The organism is Stenotrophomonas sp. 05L413, assembly GCF_056397945.1.
Map to the genome: position 1 here is coordinate 739,699 of NZ_JBFTOL010000001.1, position 19,515 is coordinate 759,213.

13 protein-coding genes and 1 riboswitch are annotated in these 19,515 nt (G+C 68.5%); of the genes, 5 read left to right on the plus strand and 8 right to left on the minus strand.

The annotated features are described in order from the left end of the window. Window positions 1-13 precede the first annotated feature (13 nt). From AC1DIQ_RS03320 to AC1DIQ_RS03335, 4 genes are all read right to left on the minus strand, one after another. Complete coding sequence (locus AC1DIQ_RS03320; protein WP_478049436.1) at window positions 14-1,114, minus strand: ATP-binding response regulator; 1,101 nt, start codon at window positions 1,112-1,114, stop codon at window positions 14-16. Next, window positions 1,099-3,537 carry a ligand-binding sensor domain-containing protein gene (locus AC1DIQ_RS03325; RefSeq protein WP_478049437.1) on the minus strand — a complete coding sequence of 813 codons (2,439 nt, stop codon included), beginning with the start codon at window positions 3,535-3,537 and terminating at the stop codon, window positions 1,099-1,101. The genes AC1DIQ_RS03320 and AC1DIQ_RS03325 overlap by 16 nt, the downstream gene beginning before the upstream one ends. Further along, a complete protein-coding gene (locus AC1DIQ_RS03330; protein WP_478049438.1) occupies window positions 3,534-7,010 on the minus strand; it encodes an ATP-binding protein in 3,477 nt (1,158 codons plus the stop codon). The genes AC1DIQ_RS03325 and AC1DIQ_RS03330 overlap by 4 nt, the downstream gene beginning before the upstream one ends. Window positions 7,011-7,229: 219 nt before the next feature. Next, window positions 7,230-10,778 carry a hybrid sensor histidine kinase/response regulator gene (locus AC1DIQ_RS03335; RefSeq protein WP_478049439.1) on the minus strand — a complete coding sequence of 1,183 codons (3,549 nt, stop codon included), beginning with the start codon at window positions 10,776-10,778 and terminating at the stop codon, window positions 7,230-7,232. Between the two features lie 197 nt (window positions 10,779-10,975). On the opposite strand from AC1DIQ_RS03335, the gene AC1DIQ_RS03340 reads away from it, so the two are divergent. From AC1DIQ_RS03340 to AC1DIQ_RS03350, 3 genes are read left to right on the plus strand one after another with little or no spacing between them, the layout of a single operon-like run. After that, window positions 10,976-11,689 (plus strand): YceI family protein, encoded by a 714-nt coding sequence (locus AC1DIQ_RS03340; RefSeq protein ID WP_183073687.1) that lies wholly within the window; start codon window positions 10,976-10,978, stop codon window positions 11,687-11,689. Further along, complete coding sequence (locus AC1DIQ_RS03345) at window positions 11,686-12,258, plus strand: cytochrome b (protein WP_121038941.1); 573 nt, start codon at window positions 11,686-11,688, stop codon at window positions 12,256-12,258. Before AC1DIQ_RS03340 ends, AC1DIQ_RS03345 begins: the two co-directional genes overlap by 4 nt. Before the next feature lie 2 nt (window positions 12,259-12,260). Continuing rightward, window positions 12,261-12,827: a YceI family protein gene (locus AC1DIQ_RS03350; protein ID WP_121038945.1), complete on the plus strand. Its 567-nt coding sequence runs from the start codon at window positions 12,261-12,263 to the stop codon at window positions 12,825-12,827. Between the two features lie 115 nt (window positions 12,828-12,942). Here the strand turns inward: AC1DIQ_RS03350 and AC1DIQ_RS03355 are convergent, their stop codons facing one another. Next, complete coding sequence (locus AC1DIQ_RS03355; protein WP_121041188.1) at window positions 12,943-13,161, minus strand: glutaredoxin family protein; 219 nt, start codon at window positions 13,159-13,161, stop codon at window positions 12,943-12,945. Window positions 13,162-13,258: 97 nt separating this feature from the next. On the opposite strand from AC1DIQ_RS03355, the gene AC1DIQ_RS03360 reads away from it, so the two are divergent. Both AC1DIQ_RS03360 and AC1DIQ_RS03365 read left to right on the plus strand, forming a co-directional pair. After that, window positions 13,259-14,641, plus strand: coding sequence for an L-serine ammonia-lyase (locus AC1DIQ_RS03360; RefSeq protein ID WP_121038948.1), 1,383 nt, complete (start codon window positions 13,259-13,261; stop codon window positions 14,639-14,641). A gap of 121 nt (window positions 14,642-14,762) precedes the next feature. Further along, complete coding sequence (locus tag AC1DIQ_RS03365) at window positions 14,763-15,764, plus strand: alpha/beta fold hydrolase (RefSeq protein ID WP_152151962.1); 1,002 nt, start codon at window positions 14,763-14,765, stop codon at window positions 15,762-15,764. A 116-nt stretch (window positions 15,765-15,880) separates the two neighbouring features. Here the strand turns inward: AC1DIQ_RS03365 and AC1DIQ_RS03370 are convergent, their stop codons facing one another. Genes AC1DIQ_RS03370 through metX form a run of 3 tightly spaced genes read right to left on the minus strand, consistent with a single transcriptional unit; the run spans window position 15,881 to window position 19,217 of the window. Continuing rightward, window positions 15,881-16,948 carry a homoserine dehydrogenase family protein gene (locus AC1DIQ_RS03370; protein WP_152151959.1) on the minus strand — a complete coding sequence of 356 codons (1,068 nt, stop codon included), beginning with the start codon at window positions 16,946-16,948 and terminating at the stop codon, window positions 15,881-15,883. Then, the gene (locus AC1DIQ_RS03375; RefSeq protein ID WP_282260755.1) at window positions 16,945-18,189 is read right to left on the minus strand and encodes an O-succinylhomoserine (thiol)-lyase; all 1,245 of its coding nucleotides are present in this window, start codon (window positions 18,187-18,189) and stop codon (window positions 16,945-16,947) included. Before AC1DIQ_RS03375 ends, AC1DIQ_RS03370 begins: the two co-directional genes overlap by 4 nt. After that, window positions 18,186-19,217 (minus strand): homoserine O-succinyltransferase MetX, encoded by a 1,032-nt coding sequence (gene metX / locus AC1DIQ_RS03380; RefSeq protein WP_282260753.1) that lies wholly within the window; start codon window positions 19,215-19,217, stop codon window positions 18,186-18,188. The genes AC1DIQ_RS03375 and metX overlap by 4 nt, the downstream gene beginning before the upstream one ends. Before the next feature lie 78 nt (window positions 19,218-19,295). After that, window positions 19,296-19,416: riboswitch (SAM riboswitch) on the minus strand. Window positions 19,417-19,515 lie beyond the last annotated feature (99 nt).

A 19,515-nucleotide genomic window follows, 5' to 3' on the forward strand; every position in this document is an offset into this window, starting at 1 on the left:
TCTATCCGTTCATTCACCGCCGCCGCCCGGAACGGGCCTGCCGCCCCTGACCACCCCGGTCGTCGGGCAACGCCCCGCATAGTAAACCGTTCCCCGCACCGGCACGATCCACACCCGGCGGCCCCATCCGCTGCATCGCAGCCCGCAGCGCATCGCCCTGCAGCGGCTTGTGCACCAGGCCGTCGCCCCCCGCGGCCACGACCTGCGCTTCAAGATCCGGATCCCGACGCGCCGTGAGCACCAGTACCGGCAGGCGGTGCCCCTGCTGACGCAGCAGGCGCAGCAATGACAGTCCATCCATGCCCGGCAGGTCCAGGTCCAACAGCATCAGTTGCGTGCCGGGGCGGGCCAGCGCAGTCAGCGCAGCCAGCGCGTGCTCCGCATGGACGACAACGTGGCCGCGTACCTGCAGCAGACCCGTGACCACCTGCGCAACGAGAGGATCATCTTCCACCAGCAACACCCGCAGACCATCGATGTCATCGTCGATGTCCTGCGCGTCCTGACCCGCCAGCAGCGATGGGCAACGGTCCAATGGGACGCTCAATGTGGCCTGCCAGCGACGATCGGGCAGCTGCAGGACACACAACCGCCCCTGCATCGCATCAGCCAGCACATCGACATCGGCCAGTGCCTCGCGCACCCGGGACAGCCGAGGAGACGGACAGGCGCCCGGCTCGGCCATGACATCCAGCAGCAGACCGGTGCGTCCTGGTCGCCAGGCCATGCGCAGAGTCACCAGGGTGGCACCGCTCTGCGCGGCGAGTCCGCAGGACAGCCATTGCACTGCCTCCCGCAACCGGTCCGGATCGCCCTCGACACAGGCGTCGGCCGGCAGTGGATGTGCCGATGACAGCTGGCAACCGGACACCGCCAGACCGCACGCCACCGCGGCATGCACGTCGAGCCACCATGGCCCGAGGGCAAAACGCCGCCGCTGCAAGGTCACCTTGCCGGCCTGCAGCCTGGCGTTCTCCAACGCTTCATCGACCACTTGCAGCAATGCACGTCCGCCCTGTTGGATGTGCAATACCTGTTCGCGCGCGTCCGCGGGCAGCGGCGCCTCCAACAGCAGCTCGCTCATGCCCAGCACACCGGTCAGCGGCGTCCGCACTTCATGACCCAGCGTGGCCAGATAACGCGCCTTGGCCTGCGCGGCCTGTTCGGCCCGCGCCTGCCGGCGCGTGGCCGCCCGCCACGCGTTTGTACGTCCGCGGTGACCCGCAATCCCCAGGTTGCCAGCACCGCCCCTGCGAGCGCGCCCATCCACAGCAGCGCCCAAGCCCCGGGATGCGCCCAGCCGCTGTAGGCCACCTGCAGATGCGTCTGCTGGACCGGCGACCAACGCCCATCCTCGCCACGCGCCTGGAATTCCAGTACATGTTCGCCCGCGGGCAGGCGCGGAAAGCCGCGCGTACCGCGTTGTCCGGCACGGACCCACTCCGGGTCTTCGCCACGCAGCCGGAATCGATAGTCGACGGCCCCCCCCTGGCTGCTGCTGAGCAGGCGCGCTGACAGCTGGATGTCGCGATCATCGGCGTTCAGGCGCAGCGGCTCGGCGGCCGGCAACTCGATCCAGCGCCGCTGGCGGCGCACTTTCACACGGTCGATGACCAAGGTGGGAAGCACCGTCGCCGTCAACATCCCGGCCGGATCCAGCGCAAGCACGTTGCCGGTCTGATCCATCGCCAGCAGATGGCCGCCGGCTGCCACCAGGCTGTCGTCCAATGCCATCACCGGCAGTCCATCGTCGGCCGTGTAGAGCCTGGCACTGCGACCGTCCAACGCCAGACGCACCACGCCGCGCGCGGTAGTCGCCCAGACCGCCCCGTCGCTGGCGCCGGCCAGTCCCCGCGCAAGCGCCACGGGCAGGCCGTGCGCTGCATCCAGGCGCAGCGTGGGATGCAGGCGACCTGCGTCGCTCCGGAATACCGTCCATCCCTCCACATCAGCAACCCATAGCCGGCCGTCGGCATCCAGGTGCAAGGCACTGACCTCCCGTCGCGGGCCGCCCGGCACGGGATCGAAACGGCCGGCCGCGGGCTGCCACTGCTTGAGTCCGTCGCGGTCGCCCAGCCACACCTGCCCGGCGATGTCACAGTGCAGGGCGAATGCCGCGGTGCCGGGACGCAGCCCCACTGACTCGTACGTGGCACTGCCCAGCAGGCGCCCATCACCTGCGCGCTGTTCCAACCGGCCATTCCCGGCAAGCCACAGCCGATCGCCACACTGCTGCAATGCGGCGTGCGGCGACGCCACCGGGCCACCGGTGGACCCCACCCGCCAGCGCCGCTGCCGTCCCCGCACGGGATCGATACGGGTCAGCCACGGCGCAGCGAACACCCAGACGCCGCCGTGACCGTCGTCGCTCACCACATGGCGATCCGGGCGCTCGGGTGCATGCGCATAGGCCCATCGCGGCCGGTTGAATCCGTGCTCCGGCGAAATGCGTGTCAACCATCCATCGCGCACCCACCACGCCTGCCCGTCGGCGGCAGGGGCCAGCCCGCCCGGTGCGGTGGAGGCGTGGGCAAGGGGCGCGGCGAAGCGCTCCAGGTGGCGCCACTGCGCGCCGAGCCGCCAGACCCCCTGATGAGTGCCCAGCAGCCAGACCCGTCCCTGGCGATCCTCCAGCACGCGCACGATGCGCGGCTCATTGGGCCCCTGCAATCTCGGCAGAGTGAGCGCGTGACGATGCTGCCCCTGCCAGTCCTGCCACCACAGCGTCGACCCGTCAGCGAACCAGTCCCCGCCTGCGCGGCTATGGCCGAGCCAGCGTCCGCGTTCGCGCCCCTCGCGCTGTATCTGCCACGCCGGCAACTGCCGCCGCACGGTGCCTTCTGCGGTGCTCGACCACAACCGCCCCTGCGCGTCCAGGCCCAGGGCGGTCACCGCCGCGGACGATGCCCCCAGCGTCGTCGGTGACTGGAACCGGCCCTCCTGCCAGCGGGCCAGGCCCGCAGCGCTGCCGATCCACACAGCGCCCTGGGCATCGGCAACCAGGTGCTCCACCCGGGCCGATGGCAGGCCGCGGCCATCGGTCGCGGGCAGGTACTGGTGCAGGCGACGATCGCGGGTGAGGCGGAACAGCCCGGCATCCCGGGTGCCGAACCAGACGCTGCCGTCGACCATCGGCTGGATTGCCAGCACCGGACTGGCCGCCATCGCCGGGGCGGACGGCCCTGCCCACCGCGCAAACTGTTGGCGATCGGCCGACAGGCGCTGTAAGTAGCCGTTGGCCGTGCCTATCCAGAGCTGATCGCAGGCATCCAGCGCGATGCTGCGGACCTCGTTGTCGGCCAGCCCATGCTCCATCCGCCAGACGCGGAAACCACTGCCGTCATAGCGGGCCAGGCCATCGCCGGTGGCGAACCAGAGGTAGCCCTGCCGGTCCTCCACGATCTGATGCACCACATTTGATGGCAACCCATCCACGGTCGTGATGCGTACTGCGGGACTCGGGAACGCCAGCACGGCGGCCGGCAGCAGGCAGCACAGCAGCGCGAACAGACACCGCAGCATGCCGCCCCGGCTCATGCGCCGCGCCGGCATCGGGCCAGACACGCCGTCAGAGTCGCCCGGCTCACCGGCAGCCGCAGGAACAGGTCGAACCCCGCCGCAATCGCCTCACGCTCGGCGCCGATGTCCGCGCGCGGTGTCAGGGCCACCCTGGGGATCCCCGGCCAGCGGCGCGATAACCATGCGCCCGCCCGCTCGCCGCCTACGCACAGGACCGGGTCAACCACGATGACATCCCAGCGCCCGTGCTCCCTCAGTGCCTTGGGCATGACCTCCAGCCCGGGCACGCACAGCCCCACATGGCCGAGCGAGCCGAGCAGAGCGCGCAGCACATCGGTCACACTCGTGGCCGGATACACCACGAGCACCCGCAGCTCGCCGACGCCGTTCGCATCCTGTGGTGCGCACGATGGTGCATCGCTGGGAATGGCATCGCTGCGCGGCAACGGCAATCGCACCTGGAAGCAGGCGCCGTCGCCCGGACGGCTGGTCACCGTGATGTCACCGCCCATCGCCAGGGCCAGGTCGCGGGAAATGGACAGCCCCAGGCCGCTGCCACCGTAACGCGCGGCCGTCTGTGCCCCGTCGGCCTGTTCGAAACGCTGGAACAGGCGCTGGCACTGCGCTGCGGTCATGCCCGGGCCGGTATCGACAACCCGCAGCAGCACGTCCTGGTCCTGGCCTGCGCACTGTACCTGCAGTCGCACCTCTCCCTGTGCGGTGAACTTCAGTGCGTTGCCCAGCAGATTGAGCAGGATCTGGCGCAGGCGCGGGGCGTCGCCTATGAAAACCGCCGTCGCCGGCAGCGTGCTGTGCCACACCAGCGCGAGCGACTTGCCCTGCGCTACCGGGAGCAACAGCGCGTGCACCTCTTCGATCAACCGTTGCAGCAGAAAGGGGCCCGGCTGCAACTGCAGCTGACCGGATTCGATGCTGGCCATGTCCAGGGCGTCATCCACCAGCCGCAGGAGATGTGCGCCGGCGTAGTGCAGGCTGTCGACCTGGCTCCGCTCCGCCGGTGTGAGCTGCGTACGCTGCAGCAGCTCGCTCCAGCCCAGCACCACGGTCATCGGGACGCGTATGCGGGCGCCCAACGTCCCCAGGAAACGGGTGCGCTGCAGGGACGCCCGCTCGGCGCGGTGCTGCCGCGCATGCAGCCGGCGCCAGCGGCGTTGCCGCCGGCGCCGCGCCAGCCCGCCCCAGGCCCCAAGCCACAGCGCCGCCGTTCCACCGGCCACCGCCGCGTACCGCGCGGTCCGCGTCTGCCACCAGGCCGGAACCACCTGCAGCGCAATGCGGCGAATCGGCGACCAATCCCCATCGCCTTGCCGCGCCTGGACCTCCACCGTCTGCAGACCCACCGGCAAGCGCTCGAACACGCGCTGCCCCGCAGCACCGTTCTCCTGCCAGTCCGCGTCGTGCCCCTGCAACCGGAACCGGTAGCGCACGCGCGAGGGTTCGCCGCCGGACAACAGGCGCGCGGATACGCGCACGTGCCGATCGCTGCCGGACAGCGGCACCGGCGCAACGCCGACCGGCAGGGTGACCTGCACGTTGCCGCGCCGCGCGGTGATTGCGTGGACCACGAGCCCGGCATGCCCCGCCGGGCGCACGATCGTGGCCGGATCGAACAGCAGCACACCGCCTTCGTGTACGGCAGCGACCACATGATCCCCGGCGGTGCGTACCATCCGGCGCGGCAACACGTCATGTCCGGGCAGGCCATCGTCGCTGCCGAACTGGCGTATGCCGCCGCCATGCGGGTCGACCCGGATCAGGCCACGGGTGCCACCGGCCCACGCCACGCCACGCACGTCCACCACCAGCGCCCGTGCCAGCAGGTGCGGATAACCGTGTACCACGCCGAAGCTGTGTGTCTTGCGCAGCCGCTGCCCATCCCACCGGTAACGCCGTAACACGCCTGGACTGCTGATCCAGTAGTCGCCATCCGCACCCCGCGCGATTGCGCCCACGTCGTCCTGCGGGGCACCGTCGACCGCCGCGAAACGCTCCTGCGCTGGCAGCCAGCGTTTGAGCCCGGTGCGATCGGTTGCCCACAGCACGCCGTCGTCGGTACACAGCAGTTGCGGGCCGTTCGCCGGGGGCATCAGGCCAAGTGCCTGTGGAACAGCGGACAACTGCAGCGCGCCGTCGGCATCACGTCGCTGGATCCGGTCAACACGCGCCAGCCACAGCGAGCCGTCGCGGCAGGACTCCAGATCGACCGCGCCCCGACTGCCCTCCCAACCCAGCAACCAATGCCGCAACTGGCCTGTGCCGGGCGTGTATCGAGACAGGGTGTTGCCGCTGGTCAACCAGAGCCGCCCGTGACGATCTTCGGCCATGCCCACTGCCTCGGGGTGCAGCCGTTCGGGCCGGTAGTGGAATCCGGTATCGCTCTGTCCGGTCCGCACATCCACGCGCTGCACACGCCCATTGTCACCGGCGATCCACACCCGTTCGCCGGCGGACGCTGCCAAGGCCAGCACGTAGTGCGCATCCAGGCCGGGCCAGCCATCCCGGGCCGCGGGCAGCAGGGTGAACTGGCGCCAGCGCGCAGGAAGATGCCACAGTCCCCGCCCCTGCCCGATCCACCACACCCCACCGACCCGGTCCTGCAAGGCATGACTCACCCCTGCGGGCCTGCGGATCGTGCCGTCGAGGTCGCGCAGCGGCACTGGCTGCGGTGCGCGTCCGTGAGGGTGCCGTACCAGGCCGGTTGCATCGGTGGTCCACAATTCGCCTTCGCGGCTGCGCAGTACCGGCATGCCGGGCGCCGTCGGCACCCGCGGTGTGCCAACGGCATCCCAGCGGTGCACGCCGCTGCGGGTGGCGGCCCACACACCGCCGTCCGGATCGGGCCAGAGCGACTGGACATCCACCCGCCCACCGCGCCGCAACGGCACGGCGACGAAGTGCGTGCCTGCACGACGCAACACCCCGTGCGAGGTGCCGACCCACAGGCTGCCGTCGCGGTCGACGGCCAAGGCATTCACCCGCAGCGCGCGTCCGAACGGGTGCGGTAAGGGGACGGCGCACCAACGGCCATCGGCCTGCCGTGCAAACAAACCGTCCGCGACAGTGCCCACCCAGAGCGTGCCATCAGGCGTACTGGTCACCTGCACAATGCCAGTGCGCGGCAGTACCGCGGCCGCATCCCCGGGCATGCTCTGGAACACGCTTCGATCAGCGGACAGCTTCACCAGCCCCTGGGAGGCGGTGGCCAGCCAGAGCCGATCCTGCGCATCGACATGCAGCGCGCGCAGGTCCAGATCGAGCAGGCCCTGTTCCCGTCGCCATGCGCGGAAGCGATGGCCATCGAAGCGCAGCAGACCATCATCGCTGGCGAACCAGAGGTAGCCTTCCCGGTCTTCGTCGACCGCACGGATCACCGGGGTCGGCAGCGCGTCGGCCGGACCGAGTGGGCGTGGCCACGGCAACGTGACAAGCGTACCCGCCGCGGCAACCATCGGCAGCCAGAGCAGGACCACCAGCATCCGGCCTGCCCAGCGCCCGCCCCCCTGTCCGGATCGGCCCTCTGACACTCCCTACCCCGACCATCCTTCGCAGCGTGAACCGCACGATAGGCCGAAGCCATCGGAACGAAGCCGATCAGGCCGGTACCGCGTCACAGGTCGATGAATGAACTTTTCGATCAATAGAGCAATTGCGAAACATCGCGACAATCGTGGCCGCGGAACCGCGAGCACTCAGTACCGGAGTGACTTGCCCGCGCGCGCCTGCACGATCGCATCCACCAGCATGTCGCCGGTCACCGGCTTGCGCAGGAAGCCATTGAATCCGGCGGCCAGCACCTGCTGCTCGGCGTAAGCATCCGAGCGCGCAGTCACCGCGATCAGGGGCAGCTCATAGCCCATCGCGCGCAGCTGCGCGGCAATCGCAATGCCATCCAGCGCCGGCAGGTCCAGATCGAGCAGACCTACATCGAAGCTGCCTGCCGCTACTTCTGACAATGCCCCCAGGCCATGCAGCACGTGCACCACGTCGTGCCCGCGGGTGCGCAGCAGACCGGCGATGACATCGGCCACGGTGGCATCGTCCTCCACCAGCAGGATGCGCAGCGGTGGCAGCTGCGTGCGCGTCTCCTGGCCCGGGTCACGTGGCGTGCCAACCGGCTGTACGGTCCACGGCAGCGGCAGCGATACAGTGAAACGGGCCCCATCACCCGGCCGGCTGTCGATCTCGATCCGGCCGCCCATCGCCACCGCCAGTTCCTGGCAGATCGCCAGGCCCAGGCCGCTGCCGCCATAACGCGACGCGGTGCGGGGACCGTCCGCCTGTTCGAAGCGATGGAACAACCGCTCCTGCTGGTCCTGGTTGATGCCTGGCCCTGTATCGGAGACCTCGAAGATGATCGCGCGCCCGTCATCGGCCAGCTCGACACCGAGCCCGACATGACCATGTTCGGTGAACTTGATCGCATTGCCGAGCAGGTTCATCAGGATCTGCCGCACGCGCATCTCATCGCCGCTGACCTGCACTGGGCCGGGCAGGTTGAAGCTGCGCTCGAACGCCAGGCCACGGTGATGGGCCATCGGCTCCATCAACGCCTCGACCTGATCCAGCAACGACATCAGATCGAACGGCCGCAGATCCAGTTCCAGCCGCCCTGCCTCGATGCGGGCCAGATCCAGCGCATCGTTGACCAGACGCAGCAGATGCTTGCCCGCATGCTGGATCGAGCCGGCATAGCCGCGCTGCACCTCATCCAGCGTGGTGGACAGCAACAGCTCGCTCATGCCCAGCACACCGGTCATCGGTGTGCGCACTTCGTGCCCCAGCGTGGCCAGGAACCGGCTCTTGGCCTGCGAGGCCTGCTCGGCCAACTGCTGCTTGTGCACCGTCAACTGCCATTGCTGGCGGCGGCGCAGGCGTGCACGCGCGACATACGCCAGCGCTGCGACCCCGATCAGACCGAGCAGCACGTAGCCCACGACCGCCCAGCCACTGCGCCACCACGGCGGGCGCACCTCCAGCTCCAGGGTACGGGGCGGCGTCCAGGCGCCCTGCGGGGTCGCCGCCTGCACCTCGATGCGGTAGCTTCCGGACGGCAGGCGCGACAGCAGGCGCTCGCCGTCGGCCGCCTGCATCACCCAGTTCTGGTCATACCCGGAGACCCGGTAGCGGTAGCGGTTGCCGTGTGGGTTGGCGAATGAAAGCAGACGCGCGGACACGATCAGATCGCGGTCCTGCGGCCCCAGCACGATCGGTGCCTGCGTCGGCAGCATCTGCTGCCCTTCGGCATCGTCGCGGCGGACCTGCACGCTGTCGATCACCAGCTGCGATGGCGGCAACAGCATGTCCGCCGCATCCGGATCGAAGCCGACCAACCCGGTCGCGGTGACCGCCAGGACGCGACCATCGCGCGCCTGCACCGGTGGGCGGTTGCTGAACTCCACATCCGGCAGCCCATCGCGTTCGCCATACAAGCGCAGCCGACGCTCGGCGCCCTGCCAGCAGATCAACCCACGCGGGGTGGTTGCCCAGACCTGCCCGTGACTGCCCAGCGCGAGCCCGCCCATCGACACAGCGGGCATGCCCTGGGCAGCGCCGACACGTTCGCGCAGGCTCATGCTCAGCCCATCCCAGCGATAGCGCTCCAGCGCGCCCTGACGTGCCAGCCACAGTTCATCCGGGCCGGTCCAGGCCGCATCGTAGATGCTGCCGCGGGAAATGCCCGGCACCTGCTCGAAGCGGCCATCGCGCCACCGCATCAGGCCCATGCTGTCGCCCATCACCCAGAGCTGCCCACGCGGATCGAACACCATCTGCTCAACCGGGTTCTCGGTCAGCCCACGGTGCTGGTCATTGCGGATGGTATCGAGCACGTTGCCCTGGGCATCCCGACGCTGGATGCCGAAGTTCATGATCGACAGCCACAGGTCGCCATTGGGCGCCTGGCGGATCAGATCGATGCGTTGGCGCACATCGGCACCACCGCCGATCTTCCATTCGCGCAGCATGCCGGTAGCCGGCTGGTACAGATTCAAACGACCCGCGCGACCGATCCACACCGCGCCGTCCTCGCGGGGCAGCAGCGACCACGCGGCCCCAACCCCGATCTGTTTGTCGTCGGCGATCTGGTGCAGCTGGCCCTGCGCATCCAGCGTATAGAGGCCGTGCGCACCTGAGATGTAATAGGTATCGCCCCGCGCGGCCGCGCCGAGCAGATAGACGCTGTCCAATGGCTTGCCGTCGAGCTGGTACCAGCTGGAGAAGCGCTTCCAGTCCGGCGGCAGATACGCCAGCCCCTGGGTCAGCATCGCGACCCACAGGCCGCCTTCATGATCCTGCAGCATGTCCAGCACACCGCTGCGTGCGGTCAGGAAGCCACTGCCGGCGTCGCCGGCGAGCAGCCGCACCGCGCTCGCATCACCGCGGTACAGGCCATCGGCCGTGCCCAGCCAATAACCGCCATTGCGATCATGGATGACCGTGGCCGCGCGTACATCGGCACTGAGCTTCCAGGGTGCGGGATGGGCCTGGTCGTCGGCACCGATCTGGAACAACCCGCCTTCGGTGCCCGCCCATACGGTGCCATCGGGCTCTCGGGTCAGGCGGAATACGCTTTTACCGCCCAGCAGGGCCGGCGCGATCCGCGTGAAGCGGTCGCCATCCCAGCGGGCGACACCGTTGGAGGTCCCCACCCAGACCCGCCCCTGCGGATCGGCCAACAGACTGTAGATGGTGTTGTCGGGCAGGCTGCGCGGATCGTTCGCGTCGGCCTGGTATCTGACCAGCGTCCCGTCCTCGCTGCGCCGGCATATGCCATGCTGGTTGGTGCCGATCCACAGCGATTGCGCGGCATAGGCCAGCGACCAGAACTGGCCCTCGCACGCCGCATTGAGCTCGGGGAACCGCGCGAACGCGCTGCGGTCGGGGCCGAGCATGCTCAGGCCAACGCCATTGCTGCCTACCCAGACACGATCCTGTGGATCGATGAGCAGGGTTTCCACTTCGTTGCCGGGTAGCGAGCCGGGCTCGGCTGGATCGTGCCGCCAGACCCGCAGGCCGACCCCGTCCACGCGGGCCAGGCCATCATCGGTACCGGCCCAGACATAGCCTTGGCGATCCTGTGCCAGCGCCAGCACCATGCGCGACGGCATGCCTTCGGCCGCACCCAGGCGGCGCAAGCGTGGCGTCTCTGCCGATGTCCCTGCGGCTTCCAACACTGACGGCACTGCGCACAGCCACAGCCCCAACAGCACGATGCCTGCACCCCAGCGGCGCGTGCTCATCGATCCGGATCTCCCTGTTGGTGCGGATTGTCACACAGCGATCAGGACGGTGTCCGCATTCTGGGGGCCGCTGCCGCGGATGGAACGGGCTGTTTCCGTCCCGTGCAAGGAAGGCAGCATTGGCCGCCCGTGCTGTTGTCGGGCGCACCACGATCTGTTGCAGCCATGACGCTGCATCCCATGACACAGCTGTGCGTATGATCGCCCCAGACCCTTATGGAGCCAGCGCCTTGCTCAAGCGCCTGACCCTTTCCCTGCTGCTGGCGGCCACGCCGCTGCTCGCCATCGCCGCCCCGGACAGCTATCGGCTTGATCCGGTGCACACCCGTGTGCTGTTCGCGGTGGAGCATGCCGGCTTCTCCCACGCGCTGGGCACCGTGTCCGGCAGCGAAGGCGTGCTGGTGTTCGATCCGGAGGACTGGCGCAGCGCGCGACTGGAGGTCAGCGTGCCGATCCAGCGCCTGGACCTGGGCGATGACAAATGGAACACCGCCACACTGGCGCGCAACCTGCTCGACGGCGAGCGCTTCCCCGAGGCGCGGTTTGTCTCGACCCGGGTTGAACCGATCGATCCGAACCACGCCAACGTCATCGGCCAGCTCACCGTACGCGGCGTGACCCGTGAGGTCACCCTGGCCGTCACCCTCAATGCGCTCAAGCGTCATCCGCTGCCGCCGTTCCGCCGCACCGCCGGTTTCTCGGCCACCGCCACGCTCAGCCGCAGCGCCTTCGGCGTGGACGGCTGGGCCTCGATGATCGGCGATGAGGTGCAGCTGCGGATCGAAGCGGAGGCGGTGCGCGATCGCAACGCCGGTGATCCCGCCGACGCCACCCCCACCGATGCGCCGGGAACTCCGGCCCCGCCGGTTGACTCAGATACCCCACAGCCGGTCCAGGAGACCACGCCATGACCGCCAAGAACACCCCGACCCGCTGGGGCGGCGTCAGCCAGACCCTGCACTGGTTGATCGCCGTGCTGATCCTCGCCCTGGGCATCGTCGGGCTGACCATGGGCGAATTGCCCAGGACCCCGAAGTATTTCTGGGTCTACACGATGCACAAATCGATCGGCATCACCGTCCTGGCCCTGGTCGTGACCCGCCTGCTGTGGCGTCTGTACGCGGGCGCGCCACATCCGGTGCCGGGCACGCCGACCTGGCAGGAGCGCGTCGCCTCGGCCACGCATTGGCTGCTGTACGTGCTGATGTTCGCCATTCCGCTGTCGGGCTGGCTGTACGACTCGGCCAGTGGCCTGCGTCCGTTCCGCTGGTTCGGCCTGGTCGATGTGCCCAAGCTGAGCGCGCCGGATGAACGTGTCACCCAGATCTCGCACGCCATCCATGAGTGGGGCTTCTGGCTGCTGATCGCCGTGGTCGTGGCCCATGCCGGCGCCGCGCTTTACCACCATTTTTACCAACGCGATGCCACGCTTGCGCGCATGCTCCCGCAGCGCTGGCTTGCCTCCCCCCAGAAGGATTGACCATGAACATCAAGCTCACCTCCCCGGCCGCGGTCGCCGCTGCCCTGGCCGGCCTGCTGGCCACCGCCCCGGTGCTGGCCGCCGACTACGTGCAGGCACCCGGTTCGGTGCTGGCCTTTGCCACCAAGTACGACGGTGAAGTGTTCACCGGCACCTTCCCGGGCTTTGATACCAAGCTCAGCTTCGATCCGGCCAAGCTGGACGATGCCAAGCTGGAAGTGACCATTCCGCTGGCCGGTGCCAAGAGTGGCAACAGCGACCGCGATTCGACCCTGCAGGGCGCGGACTTCTTCAACGTGGGCAAGTTCGCCCAGGCCAAGTACAGCGCCACCAAGTTCCGCTCGCTGGGCAACAACCAGTACGCCGCCGACGGCACGTTGGAGCTGCGTGGCGTGAGCAAGCCGGTCACGCTCACCTTCACCTGGACCCCGGGCGCCCAGCCGGTGCTGGCCGGCAAGGCCACGGTCAAGCGCCTGGACTTCGGCGTGGGCGGCGGTGATTGGGCCGATACCAAGACCATCCCGAACGAGACCGCGATCAGCACGAAGGTGGTCCTGAAGGCGAAGTAACGTCAGATGGCGGTAGTGCCGGCCGCTGGCCGGCTCCTCGCGCGATGATCGACTCCCGGGAGCCGGCCAGCGGCCGGCACTACCGCATACAGCACCGCCAAGCGACGCTTGCGTGTCAGCCGATCCAGGCCTCTACCGCTGCCACATCGAACGGCCAGTCCAGCTCGCGGCCCTGCGCATCGCGCAACACCGGCACCCGCAGCCCGTAGCGGGCCTCCAGCGCGGTGTCGTCATCGATGAACACACTGTCCAGATCGGCCACCCGGGCCTGCGCCAGCACCGTCAAGGCCTGGTCGCACAAATGGCAGTCATCACGCTGGTACAAGGTAAACACCGGCCCACCCACCTTGGAAAATGTTGCGCCGCACTCAAGGCTGGCGCCTGCGACAGCATAGAATAGTGCTCCATCCGATACCCGCAGTTTGGCAATCATGGCTGTCAGCACGTTCGACGTTTTCAAGATCGGCATTGGCCCGAGTTCTTCGCACACCGTGGGACCGATGAAGGCTGCCGAACGTTTCGTGCACCGCTGGCTGCTCGATCCGGGCCATCTGCAGGACGTGGTGCGCATCCGCGCCGATGTCTACGGCTCGCTGGCCCTGACCGGCCGTGGCCATGGCACCGACAAGGCCGTGCTGCTCGGACTGGAGGGCCAGCGCCCGAACCTGATCGATCCGGACATCATCCCCGAGACGCTCGAGCGCATCCGCAGCAGCAAGCGCATCCGCCTGATGGGGCAGCATGAGATCGCCTTCGACGAGAAGCGCGACCTGGGCCTGAACAAACGCCAGAAGCTGCCGTACCACACCAACGGCATGCGCTTCACCGCGTACGGCGCGGATGAGCAGGTGATCGCCACGCGCGATTACTACTCCGTCGGCGGCGGCTTCGTGGTCAACCAGGACGACGCGGCCGATGACCGCATCGTGCCCGATGAAACTCCGCTCCCCTACCCGTTCAAGAGCGGCGATGAGCTGCTCGCGCAGACCGCACGCAGTGGCCTGAGCATCGCCCAGATGATGTTCGAGAACGAGAAGTGCTGGCGCACCGAAGAGGAGATCCGCGACAGCCTGCGCGAGATCTGGAGTGCCATGCAGGCCTGCGTGGAGCGCGGCATCCGCCAGGAAGGTACCCTGCCCGGCGGCCTGCATGTCTCCCGCCGCGCGCCGGCGTTGTACCGCGAACTGTCCTCCAAACCGGAAGCGGCGATGCGCGACCCGTTGACCACGCTGGACTGGGTCAACCTGTACGCGCTGGCGGTGAACGAAGAAAACGCCGCCGGTGGCCGCGTGGTCACCGCCCCGACCAACGGCGCTGCCGGCGTACTGCCGGCCGTGCTGCATTATTTCGATCGCTTCTGCCCCGGCGCCAACGAACAGCGCGTGTTCGATTTCCTGCTGACCTCGGCGGCGATCGGCATTCTGTACAAGGAAAACGCCTCGATCTCCGGCGCCGAAGTCGGCTGCCAGGGCGAAGTGGGCGTGGCCTGCTCGATGGCGGCCGGCGGGCTGGTCGCTGCACTCGGCGGCAACCCGAGCCAGATCGAGAACGCCGCTGAAATCGGCATGGAACACAACCTCGGCCTGACCTGTGACCCGATCGGCGGGCTGGTGCAGATCCCCTGCATCGAGCGCAATGCAATGGGCGCGGTCAAGGCGATCAACGCCTCGCGCATGGCGATGCGTGGCGATGGCAAGCACAAGGTCTCGCTGGACAAGGTCATCAAGACCATGCGCGATACCGGCCGCGACATGCAGGACAAGTACAAGGAAACCAGCCGCGGCGGGCTGGCGGTCAACGTCATCGAGTGCTGATCGACCGTCCCCGGGGGTAGCGCCGGCCGTTGGTCGGCTGCCCCCCCCCCCCGGTCGCATCATCGGCACGCCTCCACGGCCGCTCCGGTACAGTCAGGGCTCCCCCGTTCCGGAGACCGCCATGCGCATCCTGGCTGCCGCCCTGCTTGCCTGCCTGCCGCTGACCACTTTGGCCGCCGACACCTACGGCCCGCGGCTGGAAGGCTTCGACTATCCGTATCCCGTGAAGATCTTCCGGTTCGCGTCCCAGCGCCAGCCGCTGGAGATGGCCTACATCGACGTCCCCGCCGGTGGCAAAGGCTTTGCCGGGACGGTCGTGCTGCTGCACGGCAAGAATTTCTGCGCAGCCACCTGGAAGTACACCATCGCGGCACTGAGCGCGGCCAGCTACCGGGTGATCGCGCCGGACCAGATCGGTTTCTGCAAATCGAGCAAGCCCGAGCGCTATCAATACTCGTTCGGTCAGTTGGCTGCCAATACCGAAGCGCTGCTGGAGCATCTGGGCTATGGCGAGGGCAAGCTGCACATCGTCGGCCATTCGATGGGCGGCATGCTGGCGGCACGTTTCGCACTGATGTATCCGCAGCGCACGATCAGCCTGTCGCTGGTCAACCCGATCGGACTGGAAGACTGGAAGGCCAAAGGCGTGCCATGGCGCAGCGTCGATGCCTGGTATGCAGGTGAGCTGAAAACTACCTTCGAGAGCATCAAGAAGTACCAGCTCGATGTGTACTACAACGGCCAGTGGAAGCCCGAGTACGAGCAGTGGGTGCGCATGCAGTCGCGCATGTACGACGGCCCTGGCAAACAGGCGGTGGCGTGGAGCCAGGCATTGACCTCGGACATGGTGTTCAACCAGCCGGTCGTCCATGAGCTGCCCAAGCTGACGGTGCCGACCACGTTGTTCATCGGCCAGACCGACCGCACTGCGATCGGTCGTGATCTGGCACCGCCGGCGCTGAAAGCGACGCTGGGCAACTACCCCGCCTTGGGCAAGGCAGCCGCCGCGGCGATCCCGGGCGCCACCCTGGTGAGTTTCGAAGACCTGGGCCACTCGCCGCAGGTGCAGGACCCCGCCCGGTTCAACGCGGCACTGCTGAAGGCAATCTCACAACACGACTGACCTGCCCACCCGGTAGTGCCACGCCATGGCTGGCAGCGGCCGTCCTCAGCGTTCTCCGCCGACGCAGCCAGCCCACTCCTGGCGCTAGCGTGTGTCTTGATGGGATCGCGCGGCAATCAGCGCCGCACGATCGCCAGCACGTCGTCCAGCAACGCGGCGGCAGTGACCTCCGCCCCGGCACCCGGCCCCTGGATCAGCAGCGGCTGGGCGTGATACCGGTCGCTGTGGATCGCGACCCGATTGTCGGTCTGTGCCCCACCGGCCAGCGGATGGTCGCGCGGCAGGACGCGCAGGCCCACCGAAGCACCGTCGTGATCGAAGCCACCGACGAAGCGCAGGCAATCGCCTTGTTCGTTGGCCTGCTGCCAATACTGCTGCAGCGGTGCATCCAGCAGTGACAGTTGCGCCAACGCATCGGCCGGCGGCAACGCGGCGAGTACCTCCGGCACCAGCGAGGCGACCTGTACCTGCTCGGCACGCAACGCGATGCCGCTGGCCCGCGCCAGGATCAGCAGTTTGCGCCGGACATCTTCGCCGGACAGATCCACCCGCGGGTCCGGCTCGGTGTAGCCGGCCTCGGCCGCCTCCCGCACCCACGCAGAGAACGGACGCTGGCCATCGTAGTGATGGAACAACCACGCCAGCGAACCGGACAGCACGCCCTCCACGCGATGGATGCGGTCGCCGCCAGCGACCAGCGCGCGCAGGCTGCTCAGCAGCGGCAGGCCTGCGCCCACGGTGGCACTGTCGCCATAGCGCGCGTCACCCTGCTGGCCGCTGTCGGCGATGGCCTGCGCACGGGCCAACTGTGCGCCTTGGCCGAGCTTGTTGGCGGTCACCACGTGCACGCCCCGCGCCAGCCACTGTTCGTGCCAATTGGCGACCGCGTCACTGGCGGTTGCATCGACCACCACATCACCGCGCCGCAGGCCCTCGGCTTCCGCCCACGGCTGCAATGCGACCGCACCGCGCGCGGCCAGGTTGGCCTGCACGAGCTCATCGGCGGGGGTCTGTTCGCAGGCGCGCGCCGTGCGCGAGTTGGCCAGCCACGAGAACGAGGGCAGCGTGACGCCGCGATCCTGCAGGGCGGCGTACCGCTGCACGAAGGCGGTGCCGACCGTGCCGGTGCCGAGCAGGGCCAGCTTGCGGTGGGCCGCCAGCGGCAGGTTCAGCACGGCGCTCATGCATCCACCTGTTTACGGCGCTGCACGTCCCGGTGCTGGTCGATCACGACCTGCGCGCGCTCCAGCCCGGCCTGCAGATCGGCCACCAGGTCTTCCGGTGACTCGATACCGATCGACAGGCGCAGCAGCCCTTCGCTGATCCCGGCGTGCGCACGCGCTTCCGGGGTCATGGCCGCGTGGGTCATGGTCGCCGGATGCGCGACCAGGCTTTCCACGCCGCCCAGCGATTCGGCCAGGGTGAAGCAGCGCAGGCCATCCACGAAGGCGCGCACCGCCGCATGCGGATCCTCGCCCGGGCACGAGGCCAGTTCGAAGGACAGCATCGCGCCAAAGCCGCTCTGCTGACGGGCTGCGATGGCGTGGCCGGGGTGATCGGCCAGGCCCGGGTAGTACACGCTGGCGACTGCATCGCTGGCGGCCAGCAGCTCGACCACGGCCGCCGTGTTTTCCTGGTGTGCGCGCAAGCGTGCACCCAGCGTACGCAGGCCACGCAGGGTCAGGAAGGCATCGAACGGCGAACCGGTCAGGCCCAGCGCGTTGGCCCACCACACCAGCTGCTCGTGCACCGCCGGATCCCGCGCGATCACCGCCCCGCCGACCACATCGCTGTGACCGTTGATGTACTTGGTGGTGGAGTGCAGCACCACATCGGCACCGAAGCTGATCGGCTGCTGCAGCGCCGGGGACAGGAAGGTGTTGTCGACGACGACCTTGGCACCGGCCTTGTGCGCGGCATCGATGACGAAGCGCAGGTCGGTGATGCGCAGCAGCGGGTTGGACGGGGTTTCGATCAGCACCAGCGTCGGCGACTGCGCCAGCGCGTCGGCCAACGAGCGCGGGTCGGTCAGGTCGGCGGTGATCAGGCCGAAGTGGCCCTTCTTCGCCAATGCGTTGAACAGGCGCCAGCTGCCGCCGTACGCATCGTGCGGCACAACCAGCGTATCGCCGGGCTGCAGCAGCGCATTGAGCACCAGATTGATCGCGCCCATGCCGGTGGAGGTGATCACCCCGCCCGCGCCGCCTTCCAGTTCGGCCAGCGCTTCACCGAGCAGATCGCGGGTCGGGTTGCCGCTGCGCGTGTAGTCGTACTGGCGCTTGTTGCCGAAGCCATCGAAGCTGAAGTTGGAGGACAGCACGATCGGCGGGGTCACCGCGCCGTGGGCGGTGTCACGGTCGATGCCGGCACGCACGGCGGCGGTGACGCGGCTACAGGACGGCTCGGTACCAGCGGAACGGCTCATGCGGTTTCTCCGGGGGATCGAAAAGCGGTGGCGAGGATCGCGTCGATGCGATCGGTTTCTTTCAGGAAGGCGTCATGGCCATACGGCGAGCGCAGCACGCGCAGGCTGCCGCGCGGGCCCAGCCCCTCGACCAGGCCGACGCAGTCGGCCAGCGGGACCAGGCGATCGCCTTCCACAGCGACCACGACGGTCGGCACCTGGATGGCGGCCGGGTCGATGCGGTGCAGGTCGATCGATTCGGACAGGCGCAGATAAGCATCGACCGGGGTGCGGGCGACGTACTGCGCACCGGCCGCGTCCAGATAGTCCTCGGCGGCAACGCGCACGCGGCCATTGACCACTTCCGGCGCGGCATCGAAGCGCTCGCCGAATTCTTCCGGCGTGCGGTAGCTGAGCATGGCGAACTGGCGTGCCAGCGACAGCCCGTGGCTCTCGGCGCACTGCAGTTGACCCAGCGCGACCGCACGGCGCTGCAGCGCGCGCCAGGCTGCGGCATACGGGTGCGGGCGATGCGCACCGCTCACCGCGATCAGCTTCTGCACGCGCTGGCGGTGACGGATCGCGAACTGCTGGCCGACCAGCGCGCCGTAGGAGTAGCCAACGAAGCACTGCAGGCGGGCGATGCCGAGATGGTCGAGCAGCAACGCCAGCGCATCGGCCTGGTCGGCGGTATCGATCGGCAGATCGAGCGCGCCGTCGGCGCCGATGAAATCGAACGCCAGGATGCGCAGCGAGGCCGGATCCAGCGCGCGACCCGCGGCCACCAGGCCCTCGGCCCAGCCCTTTTCCGGGAACTCGGCATTGGCCGCCACATGGCGGTGCGCGGAGATACCGCCGGCCAGCACCACCACCGGCGCATCGGCACGGCCGACGCATTCGTAGCGCAGGCGTACCGGCCGCGGCCCGCCGTGACGCATCGACAGCACCGCCGCGATATCGCCGCGCACGGCGTTCAGCCCGGCGTCGACGGGGACGCTGAGCGGGGCGAGGGAGTCGGTGGCGGCAGGGGCGGCGGTGGCGAAGCTCATGGCGGTATCCAAAGTAGGAAAACGGCCATCGAGCTTTCGCGGAGCTCGCGTTCGAAGCGCACGCACGGTGCACGGTTCGAACCATCTTTCGGAAGACACCAACGGTCTCCGCAGGATTTGGCACCTACGCAGGTCGCTTTCGCGTCTGCGGGCTGCCCCGGCTTCAAAGGGCCTGTCCCTCTGCCGGTCTCGATGGTGGAGCCACGATGCCAGCGCTTCCGGCCCATGTCAATCCCTTCATCGGCATGAAGCGATATATATTCCAGATGATCATCAGTCGCGCATACTCCGGGATCCT